18 protein-coding genes are annotated in these 19,672 nt (G+C 65.6%); 8 read left to right on the forward strand and 10 right to left on the reverse strand.

Translation table 11 applies throughout. From position 1 onward, the window contains the following. Nucleotides 1-56: 56 nt before the first annotated feature. Entirely contained in the window at nucleotides 57-1,502 is a 1,446-nt protein-coding gene (locus AC0L20_RS25730) for a TAXI family TRAP transporter solute-binding subunit (RefSeq protein ID WP_473293564.1), read from the reverse strand. Nucleotides 1,503-1,656: 154 nt separating this feature from the next. On the opposite strand from AC0L20_RS25730, the gene AC0L20_RS25735 reads away from it, so the two are divergent. Both AC0L20_RS25735 and AC0L20_RS25740 read left to right on the forward strand, forming a co-directional pair. Further along, nucleotides 1,657-1,959, forward strand: coding sequence for a 4a-hydroxytetrahydrobiopterin dehydratase (locus AC0L20_RS25735; RefSeq protein WP_473293565.1), 303 nt, complete (start codon nucleotides 1,657-1,659; stop codon nucleotides 1,957-1,959). Between the two features lie 104 nt (nucleotides 1,960-2,063). After that, nucleotides 2,064-2,453, forward strand: coding sequence for a YkvA family protein (locus AC0L20_RS25740; RefSeq protein WP_473293566.1), 390 nt, complete (start codon nucleotides 2,064-2,066; stop codon nucleotides 2,451-2,453). A 169-nt stretch (nucleotides 2,454-2,622) separates the two neighbouring features. Here AC0L20_RS25740 and AC0L20_RS25745 read toward each other — a convergent pair whose 3' ends face one another. After that, nucleotides 2,623-3,597 carry an NADPH:quinone oxidoreductase family protein gene (locus AC0L20_RS25745; protein ID WP_027566338.1) on the reverse strand — a complete coding sequence of 325 codons (975 nt, stop codon included), beginning with the start codon at nucleotides 3,595-3,597 and terminating at the stop codon, nucleotides 2,623-2,625. Nucleotides 3,598-3,827: 230 nt separating this feature from the next. On the opposite strand from AC0L20_RS25745, the gene AC0L20_RS25750 reads away from it, so the two are divergent. The 6 genes from AC0L20_RS25750 (at nucleotide 3,828) to argG (ending at nucleotide 9,742) form a co-directional block, all read left to right on the forward strand. Beyond that, the gene (locus tag AC0L20_RS25750) at nucleotides 3,828-4,667 is read left to right on the forward strand and encodes an SDR family oxidoreductase (protein WP_473293567.1); all 840 of its coding nucleotides are present in this window, start codon (nucleotides 3,828-3,830) and stop codon (nucleotides 4,665-4,667) included. A 117-nt stretch (nucleotides 4,668-4,784) separates the two neighbouring features. Further along, nucleotides 4,785-5,462, forward strand: a complete 678-nt coding sequence (locus tag AC0L20_RS25755) for an invasion associated locus B family protein (protein WP_473293568.1) — start codon at nucleotides 4,785-4,787, stop codon at nucleotides 5,460-5,462. Nucleotides 5,463-5,651: 189 nt separating this feature from the next. After that, nucleotides 5,652-6,854, forward strand: coding sequence for a dual-specificity RNA methyltransferase RlmN (gene rlmN / locus AC0L20_RS25760; protein ID WP_473293569.1), 1,203 nt, complete (start codon nucleotides 5,652-5,654; stop codon nucleotides 6,852-6,854). A gap of 129 nt (nucleotides 6,855-6,983) precedes the next feature. Continuing rightward, nucleotides 6,984-7,478, forward strand: a complete 495-nt coding sequence (locus tag AC0L20_RS25765; protein WP_473293570.1) for a hypothetical protein — start codon at nucleotides 6,984-6,986, stop codon at nucleotides 7,476-7,478. Between the two features lie 56 nt (nucleotides 7,479-7,534). Further along, nucleotides 7,535-8,311 carry a phosphatase PAP2 family protein gene (locus tag AC0L20_RS25770; protein ID WP_473293571.1) on the forward strand — a complete coding sequence of 259 codons (777 nt, stop codon included), beginning with the start codon at nucleotides 7,535-7,537 and terminating at the stop codon, nucleotides 8,309-8,311. A 93-nt stretch (nucleotides 8,312-8,404) separates the two neighbouring features. After that, entirely contained in the window at nucleotides 8,405-9,742 is a 1,338-nt protein-coding gene (gene argG, locus AC0L20_RS25775) for an argininosuccinate synthase (protein WP_007598765.1), read from the forward strand. 164 nt (nucleotides 9,743-9,906) lie between these two features. On the opposite strand, the gene AC0L20_RS25780 is transcribed toward argG, so the two are convergent. From AC0L20_RS25780 to AC0L20_RS25815, 8 genes are all read right to left on the reverse strand, one after another. Beyond that, the gene (locus AC0L20_RS25780) at nucleotides 9,907-12,096 is read right to left on the reverse strand and encodes an OmpA family protein (RefSeq protein ID WP_473293572.1); all 2,190 of its coding nucleotides are present in this window, start codon (nucleotides 12,094-12,096) and stop codon (nucleotides 9,907-9,909) included. 186 nt (nucleotides 12,097-12,282) lie between these two features. Then, on the reverse strand, nucleotides 12,283-12,525 hold the full coding sequence (locus AC0L20_RS25785) for a hypothetical protein (protein ID WP_473293573.1): 243 nt from the start codon (nucleotides 12,523-12,525) through the stop codon (nucleotides 12,283-12,285). Further along, nucleotides 12,525-13,010 carry a pyridoxamine 5'-phosphate oxidase family protein gene (locus AC0L20_RS25790; protein ID WP_473293574.1) on the reverse strand — a complete coding sequence of 162 codons (486 nt, stop codon included), beginning with the start codon at nucleotides 13,008-13,010 and terminating at the stop codon, nucleotides 12,525-12,527. The genes AC0L20_RS25785 and AC0L20_RS25790 overlap by 1 nt, the downstream gene beginning before the upstream one ends. A gap of 71 nt (nucleotides 13,011-13,081) precedes the next feature. Beyond that, entirely contained in the window at nucleotides 13,082-13,468 is a 387-nt protein-coding gene (locus AC0L20_RS25795; protein WP_027514944.1) for a VOC family protein, read from the reverse strand. Nucleotides 13,469-13,489: 21 nt separating this feature from the next. Then, nucleotides 13,490-14,314, reverse strand: a complete 825-nt coding sequence (locus tag AC0L20_RS25800) for an FkbM family methyltransferase (RefSeq protein ID WP_473293575.1) — start codon at nucleotides 14,312-14,314, stop codon at nucleotides 13,490-13,492. A 159-nt stretch (nucleotides 14,315-14,473) separates the two neighbouring features. After that, a complete protein-coding gene (locus AC0L20_RS25805; RefSeq protein WP_473293576.1) occupies nucleotides 14,474-16,432 on the reverse strand; it encodes an ABC transporter ATP-binding protein/permease in 1,959 nt (652 codons plus the stop codon). 53 nt (nucleotides 16,433-16,485) lie between these two features. Further along, nucleotides 16,486-18,678, reverse strand: coding sequence for an ATP-binding protein (locus tag AC0L20_RS25810; protein ID WP_473293577.1), 2,193 nt, complete (start codon nucleotides 18,676-18,678; stop codon nucleotides 16,486-16,488). Between the two features lie 189 nt (nucleotides 18,679-18,867). Next, on the reverse strand, nucleotides 18,868-19,650 hold the full coding sequence (locus AC0L20_RS25815; RefSeq protein ID WP_027566351.1) for a succinate dehydrogenase iron-sulfur subunit: 783 nt from the start codon (nucleotides 19,648-19,650) through the stop codon (nucleotides 18,868-18,870). Between the last annotated feature and the right edge of the window lie 22 nt (nucleotides 19,651-19,672).

Here is a 19,672-nt window from a genome sequence, read left to right on the forward strand (position 1 = left end):
GTGAAGCCCGACGCTATATTGAGACAATGTGACGCAGCGATTACGCGCGCAAGCGCCTACGCGTTACCGGCGGCCCGGAATTGGGCACCGGCGCGCTGCAGGTTCTGCGGCAGGCTGAACAGCACCGCCTTGCGGTCGGCAACCGCCGCATGGAACTGGTCGAGCGCGATGTTGAAGGCGGTCAGCGCACCTTCCTCGATCGCGCCGTGGTCGTAGCAGCGCAGCGTATCGCGCAGGATCTCGTCGGCCTCGGTCTGCATCTGATCGAGATCTTCGGTCGTCTCGCTTTTTCGAGCGGCGGTGATCATGTCGAGCAGCCGCTCGCGCAGATGGCTGTTGTTGTCGCGTTCGTCCTTCTTCAAATAGCCTGCAAACCAGGCGCCGATCGAGCCCATGGCGGAGAGCGCCATCAGGGTCCACCAGATGTAGTCGCTGTATTTGTCGAGGAAGGTCTTTTCTTCGCCGTCGACGAAAGCGGCGGCGCCCGGATGCACGGGAATCACCGCATCCTTGTCGGTGTCAGGCGTTTCGATCTTCGCCGCCAGCGGGAATTCCGTCACCAATTGCTGGCGCACGGCGAACAGCTGGCGCGTGAACGCCGCGATGGTGGTTTCGGACACAGCCTTGCGCGCCACGATGTGGTGCGAGAAGCTGATGGTCTTGACCTCGTCATCGGGACGATCTGGCGAGCCGCCGTAAGTGCCCGCGGGAATCTCGGCCGCTTCATAGACCGGATGATTTTGCGCAATCGCATCGGCGGAATCGATCGCGAGGAAAGTCGGCGTGCCGAACTCCTTGGCGGAAGTGGCGATCGCGTCCGCAGTGATCTTGCTGTTGACGGGACCGGCCGCGAGATAGGCATCGACCTTCTGCGACTTGATCGCCTCGGCAACTTCATTGGCCGGGAATTGCACGATCTCGACCTTGGCGGGATCGAGACCGTATTGCTGCAGGATCACCTTGAGCAAATTGACGTTGGCCTGGGTGCGGCCAACCACGCCGACCCGATGTCCGGCGAGCTGCGCGATCTTGGTGATCTTCGCGCCCTTCTTCTTGCCTTTGACGGGTATGGACCACAACACCACGACATTCTTGCGCAGGGTCGCAACGGCTTGCGCGTTTTTCGGCACGTCGAGATCGCCGCGCACGATGGCGAGGTCGGCCTTGCCTTCCGCGAGCAGATTGGCGCTGGCGGTGGCGCCGTCGGTCTGGATCGGCCGCAACCGCACGGAGCTCTTGTGCTGCGCGAAGGCCTGGGTCAGTGCCTGCACGACCTTGACGTCATCGCTGTTGGCGGGGCCGACCGCGATCTTCAGCGTCACCGGCCGCATGGCAAAATAGTAGCCGCCGGCGAGCGCGCCAACGATCGCGAGCACCAGTGCGAGAGTCACGAGCGCCGTCTTCCGCGCCGATGATCGCGGCGAGGGCGGGGTGGGCGCTTCGGCCAGGTCCAATCCCCCGGTCATCGATCTCCCGAACAGTCGCTTGAGGCTCAGTTTCATCTTGGCCGGCGATTTACGCCCGCAAGTGTAGCAAATTTCTTGTCCGGCAGGGTTACATCTCCGTCATGGTTAGCGGATGGGGTCTAATCCCGTATGAACCCGGGGCGTCAGTGCGGTGTTAGGGTAAAGTTCCCCTGAAAGGACGGAGGCGACGATGGCAGAACGGCTCTCGGCGGAGGCGCGCAGGCAGGCGCTGGGCGGACTACCTGGCTGGACCGAGGTTCAAGGACGCGACGCGATCGGGAAAACCTTTGTCTTCAAGGATTTCAACGAGGCGTTCGGATTCATGACGCGCGCGGCGCTGGTCGCCGAGAAGATGGACCACCACCCCGAATGGCGCAATGTCTACAAGACGGTGGAGGTGGTGCTGTCGACCCATGACGCCGGCGGCGTCACCGCGCTCGACATCGCGCTCGCCAAGGCGATGAACGCCATCGCCAAGCTGACACCAGGCTGACGCCTTGCGGGGACCGGCCGAGTCCCCATCTTGTGATCAGCGCGGGATGCGGCGATCTGCCACCCCCGATGCCGCCCTTGGCTGGAACGGGGAGTTTGTCGAACATGGCTGCCGAACACAGCGTCGGTTTCGAGCCGGCCGACCGGCTCGCGGAAGATCGTGAGAGCGTTCGGCGCCGCTTCTGGCGCAAGCTGAAGCGTGTCGCCGCGCATCTGCCGTTCGCCGAAGACCTGCTCGCCGCCTATTACTGCGCCTTCGACCGGCAGACGCCGCGCCATGTCCAGGCCTCGTTGCTCGGGGCGATCGCCTATTTCATCCTGCCGTTCGACTTCGTTCCCGACGTGATGCCGATCCTCGGCTTCACCGATGACGCCGCCGTGCTCGCCACTGCGATCCGCATGGTCGCCAGCCACATCACGAATGAACATCGCGAAGCCGCCCGCGCCGCGCTGAAGCGCGGCGTGGATGAGGGCGACGCGGAAGCCGCGCAGTAGCTGTAGCCGCATCCTCCGCTGTCATTCCCCGCGAAGGCGGGGAATCCAGTACGCCGGGGCTCATCGATTCAACAACACTCGTCACGGAGTACTGGGTCGCCGGGTCAAGCCGGACGACGACAGCTGAGTGTGTGGTGACGATGTCGCGACACTCTACGTGCCGACACCCTCACGGACGCAAAATCACCTTGCCCATGGCCTGACGCCCCGCCAGCACCTTCAGCGCATCCGCCGTCTGCGCCAGCGGGAAGACGCGGTCGACATGCGAGGAGATCTTCCCCTCCGCTGTCCACTTCACGAGCTTCTCGAGATTGGCGCGGTTCTTTTCCGGGTTGAGACGGGTCCAGGCGCCCCAGAACACGCCGCGGATATCGCAGCCCTTCAGCAGCGCGAGGTTCAGCGGCATCTTCGGAATGTCGCCGGCAGCAAAGCCGATCACGAGGAAGCGGCCTTCCCAGGCGATCGAGCGCAGCGCCTGCTCGGCATACGTACCACCAACCGGATCGAAGATGATGTCGACGCCCTTGCCGCCGGTAAGCTTTCGCAAGCCTTCCTTCAAATCTTCCTTGCCGTAATTGAGCGTGAGTTCTGCACCGTGCGCCTTCGCGAATTCGAGCTTCTCGTCCGACGAGGCGCAGGCGATCACCTTCAGGCCCATCAGCTTGCCGAGCTCGCAAGCCGCAAGGCCGGTGCCGCCGGCGGCGCCGAGCACCGCGAGCGTCTCGCCCGGCTTCGGGCTCGCGCGATCTTCCAGCGCATGCAGCGCGGTGCCGTAGATGATGATGATGCCGGCCGCGCGGTCATAATCGAGATTGTCGGGGATCTTCACGATCGATGCCGCCGGCAATGCGATTTTTTCGCGCGCGCCATTGTGGCCGCAGGAGGCGACGACGCGATCGCCGACCTTCAGATCGGTCACGCCGGGGCCGATGCTCTCGATCACGCCAGCCACTTCGGCGGCCGGCGAGAACGGGAACGGCGGCTTGATCTGGTACTTGCCCTGGATCATCAGGATGTCGAAAAAATTCAGCGCCGCAGCCTTGATCGCGATCACGGCTTCGCCGGGACCGGCCACCGGATCCGGCACGTCGGCCAGAACGAGATCGTCGGGCTGGCAATATTGCGAGCAGAGGATGGCTTTCATGGCGGCACCTTCTTGAGAGCACTTGGCGTTTCGAGGCAGAATTATAGTTGGGCTGGTTCTGCCGGATTTGGCGCGGTCCCACAATCCGGTTTCTTTGTCTGAAATTGCATTCGGCCCTATCCTCGTCGTTGCGAGCGCAGCGAAGCAATCCAGAATCCGTGCCGCGGAAATAGCCTGGATTGCTTCGCTTCGCTCGCAATGACGGAAGAAGAAAAGGGAGGATTCAAACCATGTTTGAAACAGGCCTGCTCAAGGACAAGCGCATCCTCGTCACCGGTGGCGGTTCGGGCCTTGGTGCTGCGATGGCGCACCGCTTCCTCACGCTCGGTGCCGAGCTCGTGATCTGCGGCCGCAAGCTCGATCGGCTCGAGGCGGCGGCGAGCGAGACGCGCGAAGCGACCGGCGGCAAGGTCACGACGATCGTCTGTGATATCCGCGACGGCACCGCCGTCGATGCGATGATGGACGCCATCTGGCGCGAGGCGCCGCTCGATATCCTCGTCAACAACGCGGCTGCGACTTTCATCGCGCAGAGCGAGCATCTCTCATTCCGAGCCGCGGATGCGATCCTCGCGCCGACGCTGCATGGTGCGATGTATTGCACGCTTGCCGCCGGCAAGCGCTGGATCGACGGTAAGCATGGCGGTGTCGTTCTCTCGATCCTCTCGACCTCGACCATCACCGGCCGTGCCTTCACCGTGCCGTCGGCGATGGCAAAGTCGGCCGTGCTGGCGATGACCAAAAGTCTCGCCGTGGAATGGGGCCCGAAGGGCATCCGCACCGTCGCGATCGCGCCGGGACCATTCCCGACCGCCGGCGCCTCGGGCCAGCTTCGCCCCGAGGGTCGCGACGAAGGGTGGGCCGCGCGCAACCCGATGGGACGCGCCGGCGAGCACGGCGAGCTTGCCGACCTCGCCAGCTTCCTGGTCTCCGACCGTGCCGGCTACATCAACGGCGAGATGGTGGTGATCGACGGTGGCGCGCATTTGCGCAGCTCCGGCGCCGAGGATTTGTTGCGCTGGACCGACGCGCAATGGGCGGAGCAGCGTGCGGCGCGATCCAGGGCCTAGTCGCTACGAGCTTCGCTAACTGCCTTCCCAAATTGGACTTTCCCGGCTATCCCTGCCGCGGGGACAATGCGCGACCGGGCCATCTTCCAGTCACAATATTGAGGGAACCACTCCAGCATGTGGCGGGTGCTGATTTTAGCTTTGATGACGGGCGTGGCGGCCTGTGGGATCATCGATTCCGCGCGGGCGCAGACGGCGCAACCTGCGCCCAAGGCTGCACCGAAAGAGGCTGCACCGAAAGAGGCTGCACCGAAACCGGCCGCGCCGGTGGCCAATACCACTGGAAAGACGGCTGCCAAGCCCGAGAGCAAACCGGCGGCCCCGCACGCGACGGTTGCGGGCGGCGCCGAGCCGACCCTGATCGGTCAGTTCGGCACCTGGGGCGCCTATTCGGCTGCGCCCAATGGCAAAAAGGTCTGCTTCGCGCTGGCCAAGCCGTCGTCGTCGAAGACCAACCCGCCGAATCGGCCGCGCGATCCTGCCTATGCCTTCGTCTCCACCCGCCCGGCGGAGAAGGTCAACAACGAAGTCTCGGTCATGATCGGCTACGCGCTGAAGCCGGGCTCTGAATCCTCGGTCGAGGTCGGCGGCGCCGCGTTCGCCATGTACTCGCAGGGCGACGGTCTCTGGATCAAGAACGCGGCCGAGGAAGAGCGGATGGTCGAGGCCATGCGCAAATCCGCCGATCTCGTGGTCAAGGGCATCTCGTCCAAGGGGACCGAGACGACCGACACCTTTTCGCTGAAGGGCCTCGCCCAGGCGCTTGACCGGATCTCCCAGGATTGCAGGCGTTAAGCCTGCGGTCGATAAGGTCGCAATCGGCAGGTCCGGTTGCTATATAGGGCGCGTTCCAGATTTTCTCCTGTCATTCCGGGGTGATGCGGAGCATCGAACTATGGTGCGCAATTGCGCACCTGAGAATCTCGCGGTTCCGGGTCCGGTCCTTCGGACCATCCCGGAACGACCACCTGATCAGGCCATTCCATGCAACCGATGATCGAGCCGCACAACGCAACGCTGGTGGAGAAGACTCCGCTCGAAACCTATGTGCCGCCGGCGAGGCCGTCGCTGATCGGCCTGTCGCGCACCGAGCTTGCCGATCGCCTCGGCGAGATCGGCGTTGCACCGGCGCAGCGCAAGATGCGTGTGCAGCAGCTGTGGCACTGGATGTATTTCCGTGGCGCCCAGAATTTCGAAGAGATGACGTCGGTCTCGAAGGGCATTCGCGCCGAGCTCGCGCAACATTTCACCGTCGACCGGCCCGAAGTCGTGGCCGAGCAGATCTCCAACGACGGCACACGCAAATGGCTGCTGCGGCTGCCGAGCGGCGACAATGTCGAGCGGGCGCATGAAGTCGAGTGCGTCTACATCCCGGAAACCGATCGCGGCACGCTGTGTGTCTCCTCGCAGGTCGGCTGCACGCTGAACTGCTCGTTCTGTCACACCGGCACGCAGCGCCTGGTGCGCAACCTCACCGCCGGCGAGATCGTCGGACAGGTGATGGTCGCACGCGATCGTCTGAACGACTGGGCCGATCGCGAAGACGGTACGCGTCGCGTCACCAACATCGTGATGATGGGCATGGGCGAGCCGCTCTACAATTTCGATGCGGTGCGCGATGCGCTGCTCATCGTCGGCGACAACGAAGGCATCGGCATCTCCCGCCGCCGCATCACGCTGTCGACTTCGGGCGTGGTGCCGAACATCGTGCGCGCGGGCGAGGAAATTGGCGTGATGCTCGCGATCTCGCTGCATGCGGTGCGCGACGAGCTGCGCAACGAGCTGGTGCCGCTCAACCGCAAATATCCGATCAAGGAATTGCTGCAGGCCTGCCGTGATTATCCCGGCGCCTCGAACGCGCGCCGCATCACCTTCGAATACGTGATGCTCAAGGGCGTCAACGATTCGCTCGACGACGCCAAGCTGCTGGTGAAGATGCTCAAGGGCATTCACGCCAAGATCAATCTGATCCCGTTCAACCCCTGGCCCGGCACCGCCTATGAATGCTCGGACTGGGACCAGATCGAGAAATTCTCCGAATACGTCTTCAACGCCGGCTATTCCTCGCCGGTGCGCACCCCGCGCGGCCGCGACATCCTCGCCGCCTGCGGCCAGCTCAAGTCGGAGACGGAAAAGCTTTCCGCCAGGGAACGCCAGACGCTGCGGGCCATGGCGATGACGGATTGATGATGGCGGCGCTCGCGCATCCTCGTCATTGCGAGCGTAGCGAAGCAATCCAGGGTTTTTCCGCGGCGGCAGTCTGGATTGCTTCGTCGCTACGCTCCTCGCAATGACGACAACGGTGACTTTTCCGGCATGTCCCTGATCGGCCGCCTCATCGTCATCTTCATCGGCTTTCTCGCCGCCTGCTTCATCGGCGGCATGATCGTCGTCGTCGCGCTGTTGTTTCCGGAATTCGCCGATCTCGGCGCCGGTCCCGTCGATCAGGGCACGATCGATATCGTGCTCGGGTTCGGCTTCATCTTCGTCTCCGGCTTTGCGCTGGTGCCGGCGGCGGTGATCGTCGCGATCACCGAGGCGCTCTACATCCGCAGCGCGCTCGCCTATGCCGTGGGCGGTGGCGTCGTGGGGCTCGCCTGCTATCTCGGCCTGGTCCCGTTTCATTCCGACACGCTGCAATTCGAAGGCATCGTGCGGCGGCATCTGGAGATCATGACCGGCGCCGGCATCGTCGCCGGTGTCGTCTACTGGCTGATCGCCGGCCGCAATGCCGGCGCCTGGCGCAATCCGCCCCTGCCGCGCAAGCCGCCTCCGCCGCTGCCGTCGAATTCAAGACCGGATGCGCGGTGAGTTTCTGACTTGCCGCGGGGTTTTCATCCCCTTCCCACTCGGCTAAACCGCGCGCCATGAACCGGACTGGACTCTTCATCGCCCTGGCGCTGTGGCTCGTGATCGGCGTCGTTTTCGGGCTCTATCCCGAGCTTGACCTCAAGCTCGCCGCGCTGTTCTTCGACCCCGCGACGAAGTCGTTTCCGCTCAAGCTGAACGATTGGGCCGGCTTCGCGCGCGATGCCGCGATGTGGGTCGCCTGGGCGTTCGTGCTGCCTGCGCTGGTCGCGCTCGTGGTCAAGATGGTCAGGCCAGACCGGCCACTGATGGTATCCGGGCGCGCGATCGTCTTCCTTCTGGTCACGATCATCCTGTCAGCCGGCATCCTTACCAATCTCGCCTTCAAGTCCTATTGGGGCCGACCGCGCCCGGTGGTGGTGACGCAGTTTGCCGGCGACCAGCAATTCGTGCCGTGGTGGGATCCGCGCGGCGGCTGCGCGCGCAACTGCTCGTTCTTCTCGGGCGAGGGCGCTACCGCATTCTGGACGCTGGCGCCGGCCGCATTGGCGCCGCCGCCGTGGCGGCCGCTCGCTTATGCCGGAGCCGTGGTGTTCGGCCTCGTGACCAGCGGGCTGCGGATGGCCTTTGGCGGCCACTTCTTCACCGACGTGTCGATCGCCGGCCTCGTCACCTTCGTCGTGATCTGGTTCGCCTACGCGCTGATCTACCGCTGGCCGCGGACCCGGTTTTCGGACGAGGCGGTCGATGCCGCCCTGACCCGGCTGAACATGCCCGCCTACCGGCTGCGCCAGCGCCTGTTCGGCCGCAAGGCGGGCCCCGAGCCGTCGGTTTGAGCCATTAAAGGGGTGCCGAGCCCCGCGAAATTTGATATTCGCGCGGTCAACCCGTGAAACGACATCCGCCCTTCGAGACCGATTGGAAGCCCCATGACCACGATCCTGAAAAGCCTGCCCAAGGGCGAGAAAGTCGGCATCGCGTTTTCGGGCGGTCTCGACACCAGCGCCGCGCTGCTCTGGATGAAGCAGAAGGGCGCGCGCTGCTACGCCTATACCGCCAATCTCGGCCAGCCGGATGAGGCCGATTACAACGAGATTCCGCGCAAGGCGATGGAGTTCGGCGCGGAGAAGGCGCTGCTGGTCGATTGCCGCACGCAGCTCGTCCATGAAGGCATCGCCGCGATCCAGTCCGGCGCCTTCCATATCTCGACCGGCGGCATCACCTATTTCAACACCACGCCATTGGGGCGCGCCGTCACCGGCACGATGCTGGTCGCCGCGATGAAGGAGGACGGCGTCAACATCTGGGGCGACGGCTCGACCTTCAAGGGCAACGACATCGAGCGCTTCTATCGCTACGGCCTGCTGACCAATCCGGGCCTGCGCATCTACAAGCCCTGGCTCGACCAGCAGTTCATCGACGAACTCGGTGGCCGCGCTGAGATGTCGGCGTTCATGACCGCGCAGGGTTTTGCCTACAAGATGAGCGCCGAGAAGGCGTACTCGACCGACAGCAATCTGCTCGGCGCGACGCACGAGGCCAAGGATCTCGAAAGTCTCGACAGCGGCATCAAGATCGTCAACCCGATCATGGGCGTGCCGTTCTGGCGTGACGACTGCAACGTCAAGGCCGAGAAGGTCGTGGTGCGTTTCGAGGAAGGCCAGCCGGTCGCGCTGAACGGTCAGACCTTCTCCGATCCCGTCGCGCTGTTCCTCGAAGCCAACGCGATCGGCGGCCGCCACGGCCTCGGCATGAGCGACCAGATCGAGAACCGCATCATCGAAGCCAAGAGCCGCGGCATCTATGAAGCGCCCGGCATGGCGCTGCTGCACATCGCCTATGAGCGCCTCGTCACCGGCATCCACAACGAGGACACCATCGAACAATACCGCATCAGCGGCATGCGCCTCGGGCGTCTGCTCTATCAGGGCCGCTGGTTCGATTCGCAGGCGCTGATGTTGCGCGAGACCGCGCAGCGCTGGGTCGCCCGCGCCGTCACCGGCGAGGTCTCGCTCGAGCTGCGCCGCGGCAACGACTATTCGATCCTCAACACGGAAAGCCCGAACCTCACCTATGCGCCGGAGCGGCTCAGCATGGAGAAGGTCGAGGACGCGGCGTTCACGCCGGCCGATCGCATCGGTCAGCTCACCATGCGCAACCTCGACATCAACGATACCCGTGCCAAGCTGAAGCTCTACAGCGACACGGGTCTGTTGTCGGGCAGCGAAGGCTCGCAGATATTCCGGCTGGAGAACGACAAGGGCTGACGCGCCCGGGGATTGCTGCCTCATTCGTCATTGCGAGCAAAGCGAAGCAATCCAGAGTCTTCCCGCAGCGACAGTCTGGATTGCTTCGTCGCTTCGCTCCTCGCAATGACAGAAACAAAAATGGCCGGGATTGCTCCCGGCCATTTTGCATTTTGTGCTTCGCCTCAGCGCGGCGGCGCGGTGCCGGGCGGGGGCGGCGGCAGCGAGGCCTGGCCGCCGTTGAGCAGCGGCGTGATGTTGCGGACGGTGACGCGCCGGTTGATCGCGCTCGGTCCTTGCGTCTGCTCCTTGAGATACTGCTCGCCGTAGCCCTGCGACGTCAGGTTCTCGGACGGCACGCCGAATTGCTGGGTCAGCAATTCGGCTGCGGACTGCGCACGACGGTCCGACAATGACAGATTGTCGACGTCGTTGCCGACCGCGTCAGTGTGTCCCTCGATCAGGAACACCGCGCGCGGGTTGGCTTGGATCGCCTGATTGAGACCGTCGGCGATCACTTGCAGCTTGGCCGCCTGATCCTGGGGGATCGTCCACGAACCCGTCTCGAAGGTGATCGAGTTGACGTCGACGCTCGGCATCTGCATGCGAACATTGGGGCTGTAGCGGATTTCGTCGAGCGTATAACGTCGATCGATCCGCTGCACCGGCGGTGCCTGCATGGTCTGGTAGATCACGTCCGGCGACGCCTCCTGGGCGTCGACGATATAGCGGTCGTAGGGAATGTTCACGACCGGCGGCGGCGCGTCGACATAGAAGCCGCCGACCGACTGCGGATCGCGGTAGCTGTTGTCGATGATGATGAGCTCGCGCCCGCGGGGATCCCTGCGGATGCGTCGCAGCAATCGACCGTCCGGACCGACCGTCGTGATGATCTCGCTGCCGTCGGGACGGATCACCACGGTGCGGGTATCCGCGCCGACAGTCTCGGTGCGGATGTCGCGGGCGCCATAGCGGAAGCGATAGAGATCGTTGCCGCGGACGTAGGCCTGCCCACCGGGATCGCGGATGATGATGCGATCCGGCTCGGTGTAGACGGTGCGACCGCCTTCGACGGATTCGCGCCGCTGATTGTGGAGGTCGGCGATGGTGGCTCCGATCACGGCGCCGGCCACCACGCCAGCACCGATCGCGAGCGGCGTGAGGTCACGCTGCGGCGGACGCGGTGCTGGCGGCAGCGGTGCTGCGATCCTCGGCGCGGTTCGGAAAGCCGGCGCAACCGTCGGCGGCGCGTATTGCGCCCTGTTGGGCGGAGGCGTTGCGGCCGCGGAGCCCGGGACGGTGCTCGGTGCCGCAGCGCCGGCGGGGGGAGCCGGCGGCCGGGGCGGGGCGCCTGCCTGCGGCTGGGTCGGCGGAGTTCCGGCAGCGGGCGCGCCAGCAGGAGGCGTTCCTCCCTGCTGACCCGGGGTTGGCGTCGCGGCTGGAGCCGGGGTCGCGCCAGGAGCGGGCGTGGGTCCCGCACCGGGACGTCCGGGCGGCGGCGTCGGAGCGCCACCGGGAGTCGGCGTGGCCGTTGGAGCGGGCGTGGCGCCCGGAGCAGGTGTCGCTGATCCTGCAGCCGGGGGCGCGCCGGGACGTCCGCCAGGCGGCGGCGCACCGGGGCGTCCAGTCGGCGGCGTGCCTGGTGTGCTGCCCGGAGCCGGCGTTGCGGTCGGCGCAGGTGTTGCTGTCGGAGCAGGCGTGGCGGTCGGGGCAGCAGGCGTTGCCGGGCGCGCTGCGGGAGCAGCAGATGCCGGAGGCGTTGCTGTCGGTGCAGGCGCAGGCCGTCCCGAAGGACCGGCCGCAGGAGGCGGCGGAGGTGTCGGTGCGTGCTGCTGCGGAGCAGGAGGGGTGGGAGCCGGACGAGCCGCGGGCGGCGTCGGAGGCGGAGGTGTGGGTGCGTGCTGCTGCGGTGCCGCGGCGGGCGGCGGTGCCGGGGGCGTGGGAGCCGGGCGTGCCGCGGGCGGTGCAGGAGGCGGCGCATGCTGTTGCGGAGCCGCAGCCGGGGGCGGCGAAGGCGGCTTCGGGGCCGCAGGCGGCGGTGGGGGCGGGGGCGGTGCCGGACGGGCCGCAGGTGGCGGCGGAGGCGGCGGCGGAGCTGCGGGGCGCGGCGGTGCGGCAGCCGGCGGAGGTGCCGCGGGCGGATGGGGCGGTGCAGCTGCGGGCGGCGGTGCGGCCGGGCGCGCGGGCGCCGCAGGCGGCGCGGCCGCTGGCGGTCCCTTCGGCGGCTGCTTCGGTTTTCCGTCAGGGCCGGTCTCTTGTGGCTGCGCCTGCGCGACGACGAGCGGCGGCGCGCCTTGCGCATGCGATGCGGAGCTTGCGAATTGCATCGCGGTCAGAGCCGTGGTGGCAAGCAGCACGAAACGAAGATTAGTCATGATGGTGAACTTCCCCGGAAGGTTCTTTGACGAAGTGTTGGGATGAACAGCTACGCGTTAGGCCGGATTGTGGCGGACGAAGCGCACGCGGCCCGATTTATTTCTGCACGCAAATCACCTCGTTATGGTGACGTTCATTGCGCATTCAGACGCAGGTTGCAATTGCCTTGGATGTGATGCGTCGCCTCATGCGCGATCCCGCGGCGGACTTGCGTCCGTCGCGGGATTCGGCGTGAGCGGTCCGTTCGGTCCGCGTGATGGAATCTCTTCGGGCATGCGGCCCGGCAATTCGTCGGGCGGTGCTGGCGAGCCGGGCTCGCGCACCGGCGGCGTGATTTCAGGCTGCGGATTGCCTGGCGGAATCCCCGGCGGTGGCTCGGTGGGTGTGCCCGGCGTCGACGGCGGAATCTCGGGCGGCTCGATCGGCATTACATCGAGACCTTGCGGTTGTCGCCGAGATCGGGCCGCGTGTTCGTCACCGCCGCGGCTGCCATCTTCACATAGGAGATCACGGTGCCGGGCGAGTCCCAGAACTCGGCATCGTCGGGCGTGACCTTGAGCACGCGGATGTTGGGATCTTCCGCAGAGTCCCACCACGCCTTGGCCGGCGTCGAGAACAGCTCCTTGATCTTCGCGCGGTCATTGGAAACGACAGCGGTGCCCGTCAGCGACACGTATTTCTGGCTGCCCGCATCCGCGAACGACAGATTGATGGACGGATTGCGCGCGATCTCCTCGTCCTTGTGACGCCGCGCGTCGGTGAGGAAATATATCGTGTCCGCGTTGCGATCGAGATAGGCGCTCATCGGCCGCGCGCGGAGCTTGTCGCCATCGCGCGTCACCAGCATCGCGAATCCGATCGACTTCATCAGATCCCATACGCGATCGATATCGCGGGCATTGTCGTTGGCCATGTCGTGCTCCTTCTTGCAAGGGACGACAACGGCGCGCGCGGAACGAGGTTCCGGCCGAGGATGGAACTTATCTATTCCGGCGCGTGGCAAACCGCCTCGATGTTGTGTCCGTCGGGGTCGAGCACGAAGGCGCCGTAATAGGTCGGATGGTAATGCGCCCGAATGCCCGGCGGCCCGTTGTCGCGCCCGCCCGCCGCAATCGCCGCCTTGTAGAACGCATCCACAGCGGCGCGGTCCTTTGCCAGGATCGCGACATGCACCGGCTTGTTCAGCGCGCCCTCGCCGCCGATCCAGAAATCCGGCTTGCCATCGGCGCCGAAGCCGGCGGCCGGATCGTGTCCGGTCTGCTCCTGCGTGACCTCCATGATCAGGCCGTAGCCGAGCGGCGCCAATGCCTTGGCGTAGAACGCCTTGGCGCGCTCATAGTCGGAGACCGGGAAGCCCATATGGTCGATCATCGTAACCTCCGTCGTTCGTCGTCAACGCGACAGGAACGTATTGCTCCGCGTCTTGCGCGCAACCACAAAGCCGCGCGCGACCATGTCGGCGATACAATTTTCCCGCCATTCCTTATGTGACAAATGCTCGATCACCACCGCGCGCGGCCACAGCGATTGCGGCGCGTCGCGGAAGAAGCCGATCAGCACGCGATCCTCGAAGCCCTCGACGTCGATCTTCAACGCGTCCACCTTGGTGACGCCGGCTTCGTCGAGAATGCGCGTCAACCGCAGCGAGGGCACTTTGATCGCCTCCGCGCTGGCCGTGCCGGTGACAACATGCGTGGCGCCGAGATTGCCGCCCCCGCTCTCGATCATCAGCTCGCCGTCGCTGTCGCCGGCGGCCGCCTGCACCAGGCGCACCTGCGTCGCTTGCGACGCGGCCTGGTTGAACGACAGCCGTCCAAACGTCATCGGATGCGGCTCGATCGCGACCACTTTTCCCGACGGCCCGACCTGTCGCGCCATCACTAGCGCGAAGGTGCCGACATTGGCGCCGACGTCGACGAACACGCCGCCCGCCGGAGTGTGCTGGCGCAGGAAGTCGAGCTCGTCGAGATTGTACTCGGGATTGAACAGTGCGCCGCGTTCGGTCGCGCTGCCCTGGTGATAGAAGCGGAACGATGCGCCCTGGTACTGCACGTCGAGGGGGCCACCGCGCAGCAGGTTCACCAATCGCGACAGCCACGGCCGGAACGCGCCGCGCTTCAGCCGCGATTGTGTCGCGAGGCGAATGATGGCGGCCTGCGCCGCATTCGGCGCAAACGCGCCGAACGGCGCGGACGAAGGGGCATTGTCGGTCGTCAAGCGGCGGTCCTCATTGCAAGCGGCGCATGCATAGCCGGTTTTGAAGAGGACTCCAATCGTTCACGAGAGGTCGGTAGCCCGGATGGAGCGCAGCGTAATCCGGGTTTCGCCTCTCGATGGACCGTCCCGGATTGCGCTGCGCTCCATCCGGGCTACAGGTCAGGCCGCCTTTTTCGGTGGCGCCTTGCGTTGCCTCAGGAATCGCCCGAGCAACTTGCGCTTGCCCTTGCGCGGGATCAGCTCGATGTCGCTGACGAGTTTTGCGCCGTCCTTGCGGCGCTCCAGCACGATCTTGCGGCTGTGGAAGGCTTCCAGCTCGACGCGATGCGCGACGCTGACGATGGTGGCCTTCGGCAGCTCGTCGGTGATCATCTTCATCATCTTGTCCTGGCTCTTCTCGTCGAGCGCCGAGGTCGCCTCGTCGAGCACGACGATGTCAGGGCTGTGCAGCAACAGTCGCGCGAAGGCCAGGCGCTGCTTCTCGCCACCGGACAATGTCTGGTCCCACGGTGCCTCTTCCTCGATCTTCTCCTTGAGATGGTCGAGGCCGACCTTGTGCAGGGCCTCGCCGATCTCCTCGACGGTCCAGTCGCCTTCCGCGCCGGGATAGGCAACCGCGCGGCGCAAGGAGCCGGAGGGCACGTAGGGTCGCTGCGGCAGCATGAATAGCCGCCGGTCGGGATGGAAATTGACGCTGCCGCCGCCCCACGGCCAGAGCCCGGCGATGGCGCGCACCAGCGTGCTCTTGCCGGTGCCGGACTCGCCGGCCACCAGCAGCCGCTCGCCAGCCTCGACCACCACCTCGGTCTCGCCGACCACGGCGGTACCGTCATCGAGCGTGACGGAGAGATCGTTCAGCTCCAGCATGGCGTCGTCGCTGGTCTCGCCGCGCTTGATGCGGCCGAAGCCGTCGCCCTGCTCGGCGCGCTCGAGGCCGTCGAGCGACATCATCAGCGAGGCGATGCGGCGAGCGCAGGCATTCCAGTCGGCGAGCCGCGGATAATTGTCGACCAGCCAGCCGAACGCGCTCTGCACGATGGTGAAGGCGGAAGCCGCCTGCATCACCTGGCCCAGCGTCATGCTGCCGTCGAGGAATTTTGGCGCGCAGAGCAGCAGCGGCACGACCGGCGCAACGAGGCTCGATCCCTGCGACACCAGCGTGGTGCGCATGTGCTGACCCGCCAGCCGCGCCCATTGCCGCAGCACATTCGTGAAATTGCGGTCGATGCCGTCGCGCTCTTCTTCCTCGCCGCCGAGCAGCGCGATGCTCTCGCCGTTCTCGCGCACGCGCGTCAGCGTGTAGCGAAAATCGGCCTCGGCCTGGTTCTTGTCCTCGGAGACCTGCACGAATTGACGGCCGATCACCAGGATCGAGCCCGATGCTATTCCCGCATAAAGCATCGCGGCGATCACCAGGAAGCCGGGAATCGTCACCGACGATCCCGCAAGCGTGACGGTGAGCGCGCCGCCGATGGTCCAGAGCACGACGATGAAGGTCGCGGCCGACAGCAGCGCGGACGTCACGCCGGCGAGAAAATCCACCGGCGAATCGGTCGCGACGCGCAGATCCTCCGCGATCCGGTATTCCGGATTCTTGTGGTCGCCGCTGACGAGGTTGAGCTGGTAATAGCGGCCGTTGCCGAGCCAGCGCGTCAGCACGCTTGCCGTCAGCCAGGCCCGCCAGCGCCGCTGGATGCCCATGCGCGCGAACACTTGCGCCACGCCGAGCACGATGCTGCCGATCGCGAGCGGGAAGAACACCGCGGTGAGATGGAAGACGGTGGACGCCTCGCGCTTCTCGATCGCGTCGAAGATCGCCCGATTCCAGACATTGATGCCGTATTGGAAGCCGACGGTCAGGACGATCAGCACGCCGAGGCCGATGGAGTAGAGCCACGCCAGCCGGTCGCCGTTGCGGCCCCAGAAGCCGCGCGCGCTGATCCAGAAGCGGGTCAGGAGATAGTCCTTGCGGGCCTGCTCGGCCTCTTCGGGCGAGAGCGCCGGGTCGGGCTCGACCAGCTCGGGCGGCGGCGGAGCCACTTCCTCGCCGGTCTCGCCGACGATTTCGACAATGGGCGGCTTCTTGCCCGATTCGCGCTTTCCGGCCGGCTTTTGCATGGCCGGATAACGCAAGCTAAATCAAAAGGTTCCCACGGGTTCCCGGCATCGGCTCATTCGGCGGCGCCGTCGCGGACCCTGCGGCGCCGTGCGAGCCGGTGCAGCACGCGCGACAGCTGATCGATCGCGTAGGGCTTTTGCACCAGCTCGAAATCGATCTTGCCGTCCTGGGACAGCGCCTCGCTGTAGCCGGTGGTCAGCACCACCGGCACGCCGATGCCGCGGTCGCGGACCGCCTGCGCGAGATCGAGCCCGGTCATGCCGGGCATCACAATGTCCGAGAAAACGACATCGAAGCGATCGGCATCCATGACCAGCTCGGCGAGTGCATCGGTTGCATTGTCGACCAGCGTGATGCTGTAGCCGAGCTCGGTGAGGCCGTCGGCCGCGAAATTGGCGAGCTCGATATTATCCTCGACCAGCAGCACCGACATGCCGCTGCCGGCCACGGCCGGAGCCGTGTTCGGTGCCTGCCGCTGCGGCAACAAATGCGGCGCCACGCGCGGCAGATAGAGCGAGAAGGTGCTGCCGTGGCCGACCTCGCTGGTGACTGTCACCTCGCCGCCGGACTGCCGCGCGAAGCCGAACACCTGCGACAGGCCGAGACCGGTGCCGTGGCCGACCTGCTTGGTGGTGAAGAACGGCTCGAAGATGCGCTCCAGCCGCGCAGCCGGAATGCCGATCCCGGTGTCGCTGACGGCAATGCCGACGAATCCGTGTTTGCCAGGAAGGTCTTGTTTGCCAGGAAGATCTTGGCTGCCTGAAAGATCAGGGTTGCCCGAGACGGGAGCCCGCGTGTCCGCAATGGTCGCCGCGGCCTCGACGTTGAAGACGATCCTGCCCTTGCCGTGCATGGCATCGCGCGCATTGGTCGCCATGTTGATCAACGCCGTCTCGAACTGGCTCGCATCGGCATTGACGAGGCAGGGCTCGGCCGGCAGCCGCATCGCGATTTCGATCGCGGGTCCGAGCAGCGTCGCGAGCATGTCGTGCAGCGACTGCAGCCGCGCGCCGACGTCGAACACCTCCGGCTTCAAGGTCTGCCGCCGTGCAAAGGCGAGCAGCTGCGATGTCAGCTTGGCCGCGCGCCCGACCGCGTCCGCAATGGCGGTGATGTAGCGCTGGCGCCGCTCCTCGCTCAGCTGCGGCCGGTTCAGCAGATCGACCGAGGCGCGAATCACGGTCAGGAGGTTGTTGAAGTCGTGCGCGACGCCGCCGGTGAGCTGGCCGAGCGCCTCCAGGCGCTGGCTGTGCTTGAGCGCCTCCTCGGCTTCGCGCCGCGCGGCGGCCTCGGCCTGGAGATGCTGGGTGCGCCGGAACGCGAACGCCAGCAGCAGAAACAGCAGCGCGGTGGCGGGAATGCCGAACACCAGATGCTGGCCCATGGTGGCGAACCAGCGTGCGCGGATTGCCGAGGTCTCCAGCCCCGCGCTGACATAGATCGGGTATTCGGCGATGCGTCGGTAGCCGATGCGGCGCTCGACCTCGTCCGATGGCCAGGCGATGGTGATGAGGCCATGCTCGGGATGAGCGGCGATGCTGCGGCCGACCGGCCCGTTAGGATCGAGCCTGAGGTCGCGGTCCAGCCGTGGAAGATGCGCCAGCACCACGCCGTCGGTGCGTGCCATGGCGAGGAAGCTGCCGGGATCAGAGCCGATCCTGGCGTAAAAGCTCTCGAAATATTCCGGCAGGACGGAAGCCTGGATCACGCCGATGAAGCTGCCGTCGTCGGAGCCGCGGCGGCGGCTGACCCCGAAGAAGCGCGCGCCCTGATAGGGCTGGCGCGGCGTCAGCGGGACTCCGATGTAGCTGCCGATGGTCTGGTCGACATGGGCGGCAAAATAGTCCCGATCCGCAAAGCTCTGTGCCGGCGGCGGCGAGGCCAGGCTGTTGACCAGCGACTTTCCGTCCGCATCGAAGATCCATGCTGATTTCAACTGCGGCAGCGAATCGGTCAGCTGCTTCAGGCGGCGGTGCAGGGCCGGCTCGCGCGCGCGGATGATGTCGTCGGGCATGCCGCGCACCACCTCGTTGATCTCGGCGAGGCTGCGGTCGATGGTCTCGAACACCTTGAGCGCGTGCTCGTGCGCGACATCGAGGGTGCGCTCGATCTCGCGGTCGGCGATGTCTTTGGTCGAGGTGTAGGAGATCGAAGCGGCGATCGCGAACAGCGCAATCGGCAGCGCCAGGGACGCAGCCATCATCCACTGCAGCAATCTCAGCGAATTGCGTTGTGCGCCCTGCACGGTCGCTCCGGTCCCACGCCGGAGAGCTTACTTGAATTTCGCGCCGGGAAGGAAGCGGCTTGTGGCGGGAACCAGAGGTTGCAACCCGTCGGCTTGCCCGCGCAGGGGCGGAGGCAAAATCTGCTCGAATCCGCGCCGGCCGTAGAATGCCCCGGCCATTCCGGCCGGGGATCGCAGCATAAGTGACGCCTAGATCTGGCGCTCGACCATCTTGAGCTTGAGCTCGGCGATGGCTTCCGCCGGGTTGAGGCCCTTCGGGCAGGCCTTGGCGCAGTTCATGATGGTGTGGCAGCGATAGAGGCGGAACGGATCCTCGAGATTGTCGAGCCGCTCGCCGGTGGCTTCATCCCGCGAATCCGACACCCAGCGGTTGGCCTGGAGCAGCGCGGCGGGACCGAGATAGCGCTCGCTGTTCCACCAATAGCTCGGGCACGAGGTCGAGCAGCAGGCGCAGAGGATGCACTCGTAGAGGCCGTCGAGCTTCTCGCGGTCCTCGTGGCTCTGCTTCCATTCCTTCTGCGGCGTCGGCGAGGTCGTCTTCAGCCACGGCTCGACCGAAGCGTACTGCGCATAGAAATTGGTGAGGTCGGGGATGAGGTCCTTCACCACAGGCTGGTGCGGCAGCGGATTGATCTTCACCGCGCCGTCCTTGACGTCGTGCATCGAGCGGGTGCAGGCCAGCGTATTCTGGCCGTCGATGTTCATCGCGCAGGAGCCGCAGACGCCTTCGCGGCAGGAGCGGCGGAAGGTCAGCGACGGATCGATGTTGTTCTTGATCCAGATCAGGCCGTCCAGCACCATCGGCCCGCAATCATGGGTGTCGACGTAATAGGTGTCGACGCTGGGATTCTTGCCGTCGTCCGGGTTCCAGCGATAGACGCGGAATTCGCGGGTTTCAGTCGCGCCCGCGGGCTTCGGCCAGGTCTTGCCGCCGCTGATCTTGGAGTTCTTCGGAAGTGCGAATTCAACCATTTCGATAAAGCTTTCGCTGTTC

Source organism: Bradyrhizobium sp. Kon58 (genome assembly GCF_055807455.1).

Coding starts and splice junctions, on each gene's coding strand:
- rlmN (WP_473293569.1), top strand. CDS start 5,652: ATGCAACCGATGATCGAGCCGCACAACGCAACGCTGGTGGAGAAGACT.
- AC0L20_RS25755 (WP_473293568.1), top strand. CDS start 4,785: ATGTGGCGGGTGCTGATTTTAGCTTTGATGACGGGCGTGGCGGCCTGT.
- AC0L20_RS25750 (WP_473293567.1), top strand. CDS start 3,828: ATGTTTGAAACAGGCCTGCTCAAGGACAAGCGCATCCTCGTCACCGGT.
- AC0L20_RS25740 (WP_473293566.1), top strand. CDS start 2,064: ATGGCTGCCGAACACAGCGTCGGTTTCGAGCCGGCCGACCGGCTCGCG.
- AC0L20_RS25805 (WP_473293576.1), bottom strand. CDS start 16,432: ATGCAAAAGCCGGCCGGAAAGCGCGAATCGGGCAAGAAGCCGCCCATT.
- argG (WP_007598765.1), top strand. CDS start 8,405: ATGACCACGATCCTGAAAAGCCTGCCCAAGGGCGAGAAAGTCGGCATC.
- AC0L20_RS25815 (WP_027566351.1), bottom strand. CDS start 19,650: ATGGTTGAATTCGCACTTCCGAAGAACTCCAAGATCAGCGGCGGCAAG.
- AC0L20_RS25780 (WP_473293572.1), bottom strand. CDS start 12,096: ATGACTAATCTTCGTTTCGTGCTGCTTGCCACCACGGCTCTGACCGCG.
- AC0L20_RS25795 (WP_027514944.1), bottom strand. CDS start 13,468: ATGATCGACCATATGGGCTTCCCGGTCTCCGACTATGAGCGCGCCAAG.
- AC0L20_RS25785 (WP_473293573.1), bottom strand. CDS start 12,525: ATGCCGATCGAGCCGCCCGAGATTCCGCCGTCGACGCCGGGCACACCC.
- AC0L20_RS25770 (WP_473293571.1), top strand. CDS start 7,535: ATGAACCGGACTGGACTCTTCATCGCCCTGGCGCTGTGGCTCGTGATC.
- AC0L20_RS25790 (WP_473293574.1), bottom strand. CDS start 13,010: ATGGCCAACGACAATGCCCGCGATATCGATCGCGTATGGGATCTGATG.
- AC0L20_RS25735 (WP_473293565.1), top strand. CDS start 1,657: ATGGCAGAACGGCTCTCGGCGGAGGCGCGCAGGCAGGCGCTGGGCGGA.
- AC0L20_RS25730 (WP_473293564.1), bottom strand. CDS start 1,502: ATGAAACTGAGCCTCAAGCGACTGTTCGGGAGATCGATGACCGGGGGA.
- AC0L20_RS25765 (WP_473293570.1), top strand. CDS start 6,984: ATGTCCCTGATCGGCCGCCTCATCGTCATCTTCATCGGCTTTCTCGCC.
- AC0L20_RS25745 (WP_027566338.1), bottom strand. CDS start 3,597: ATGAAAGCCATCCTCTGCTCGCAATATTGCCAGCCCGACGATCTCGTT.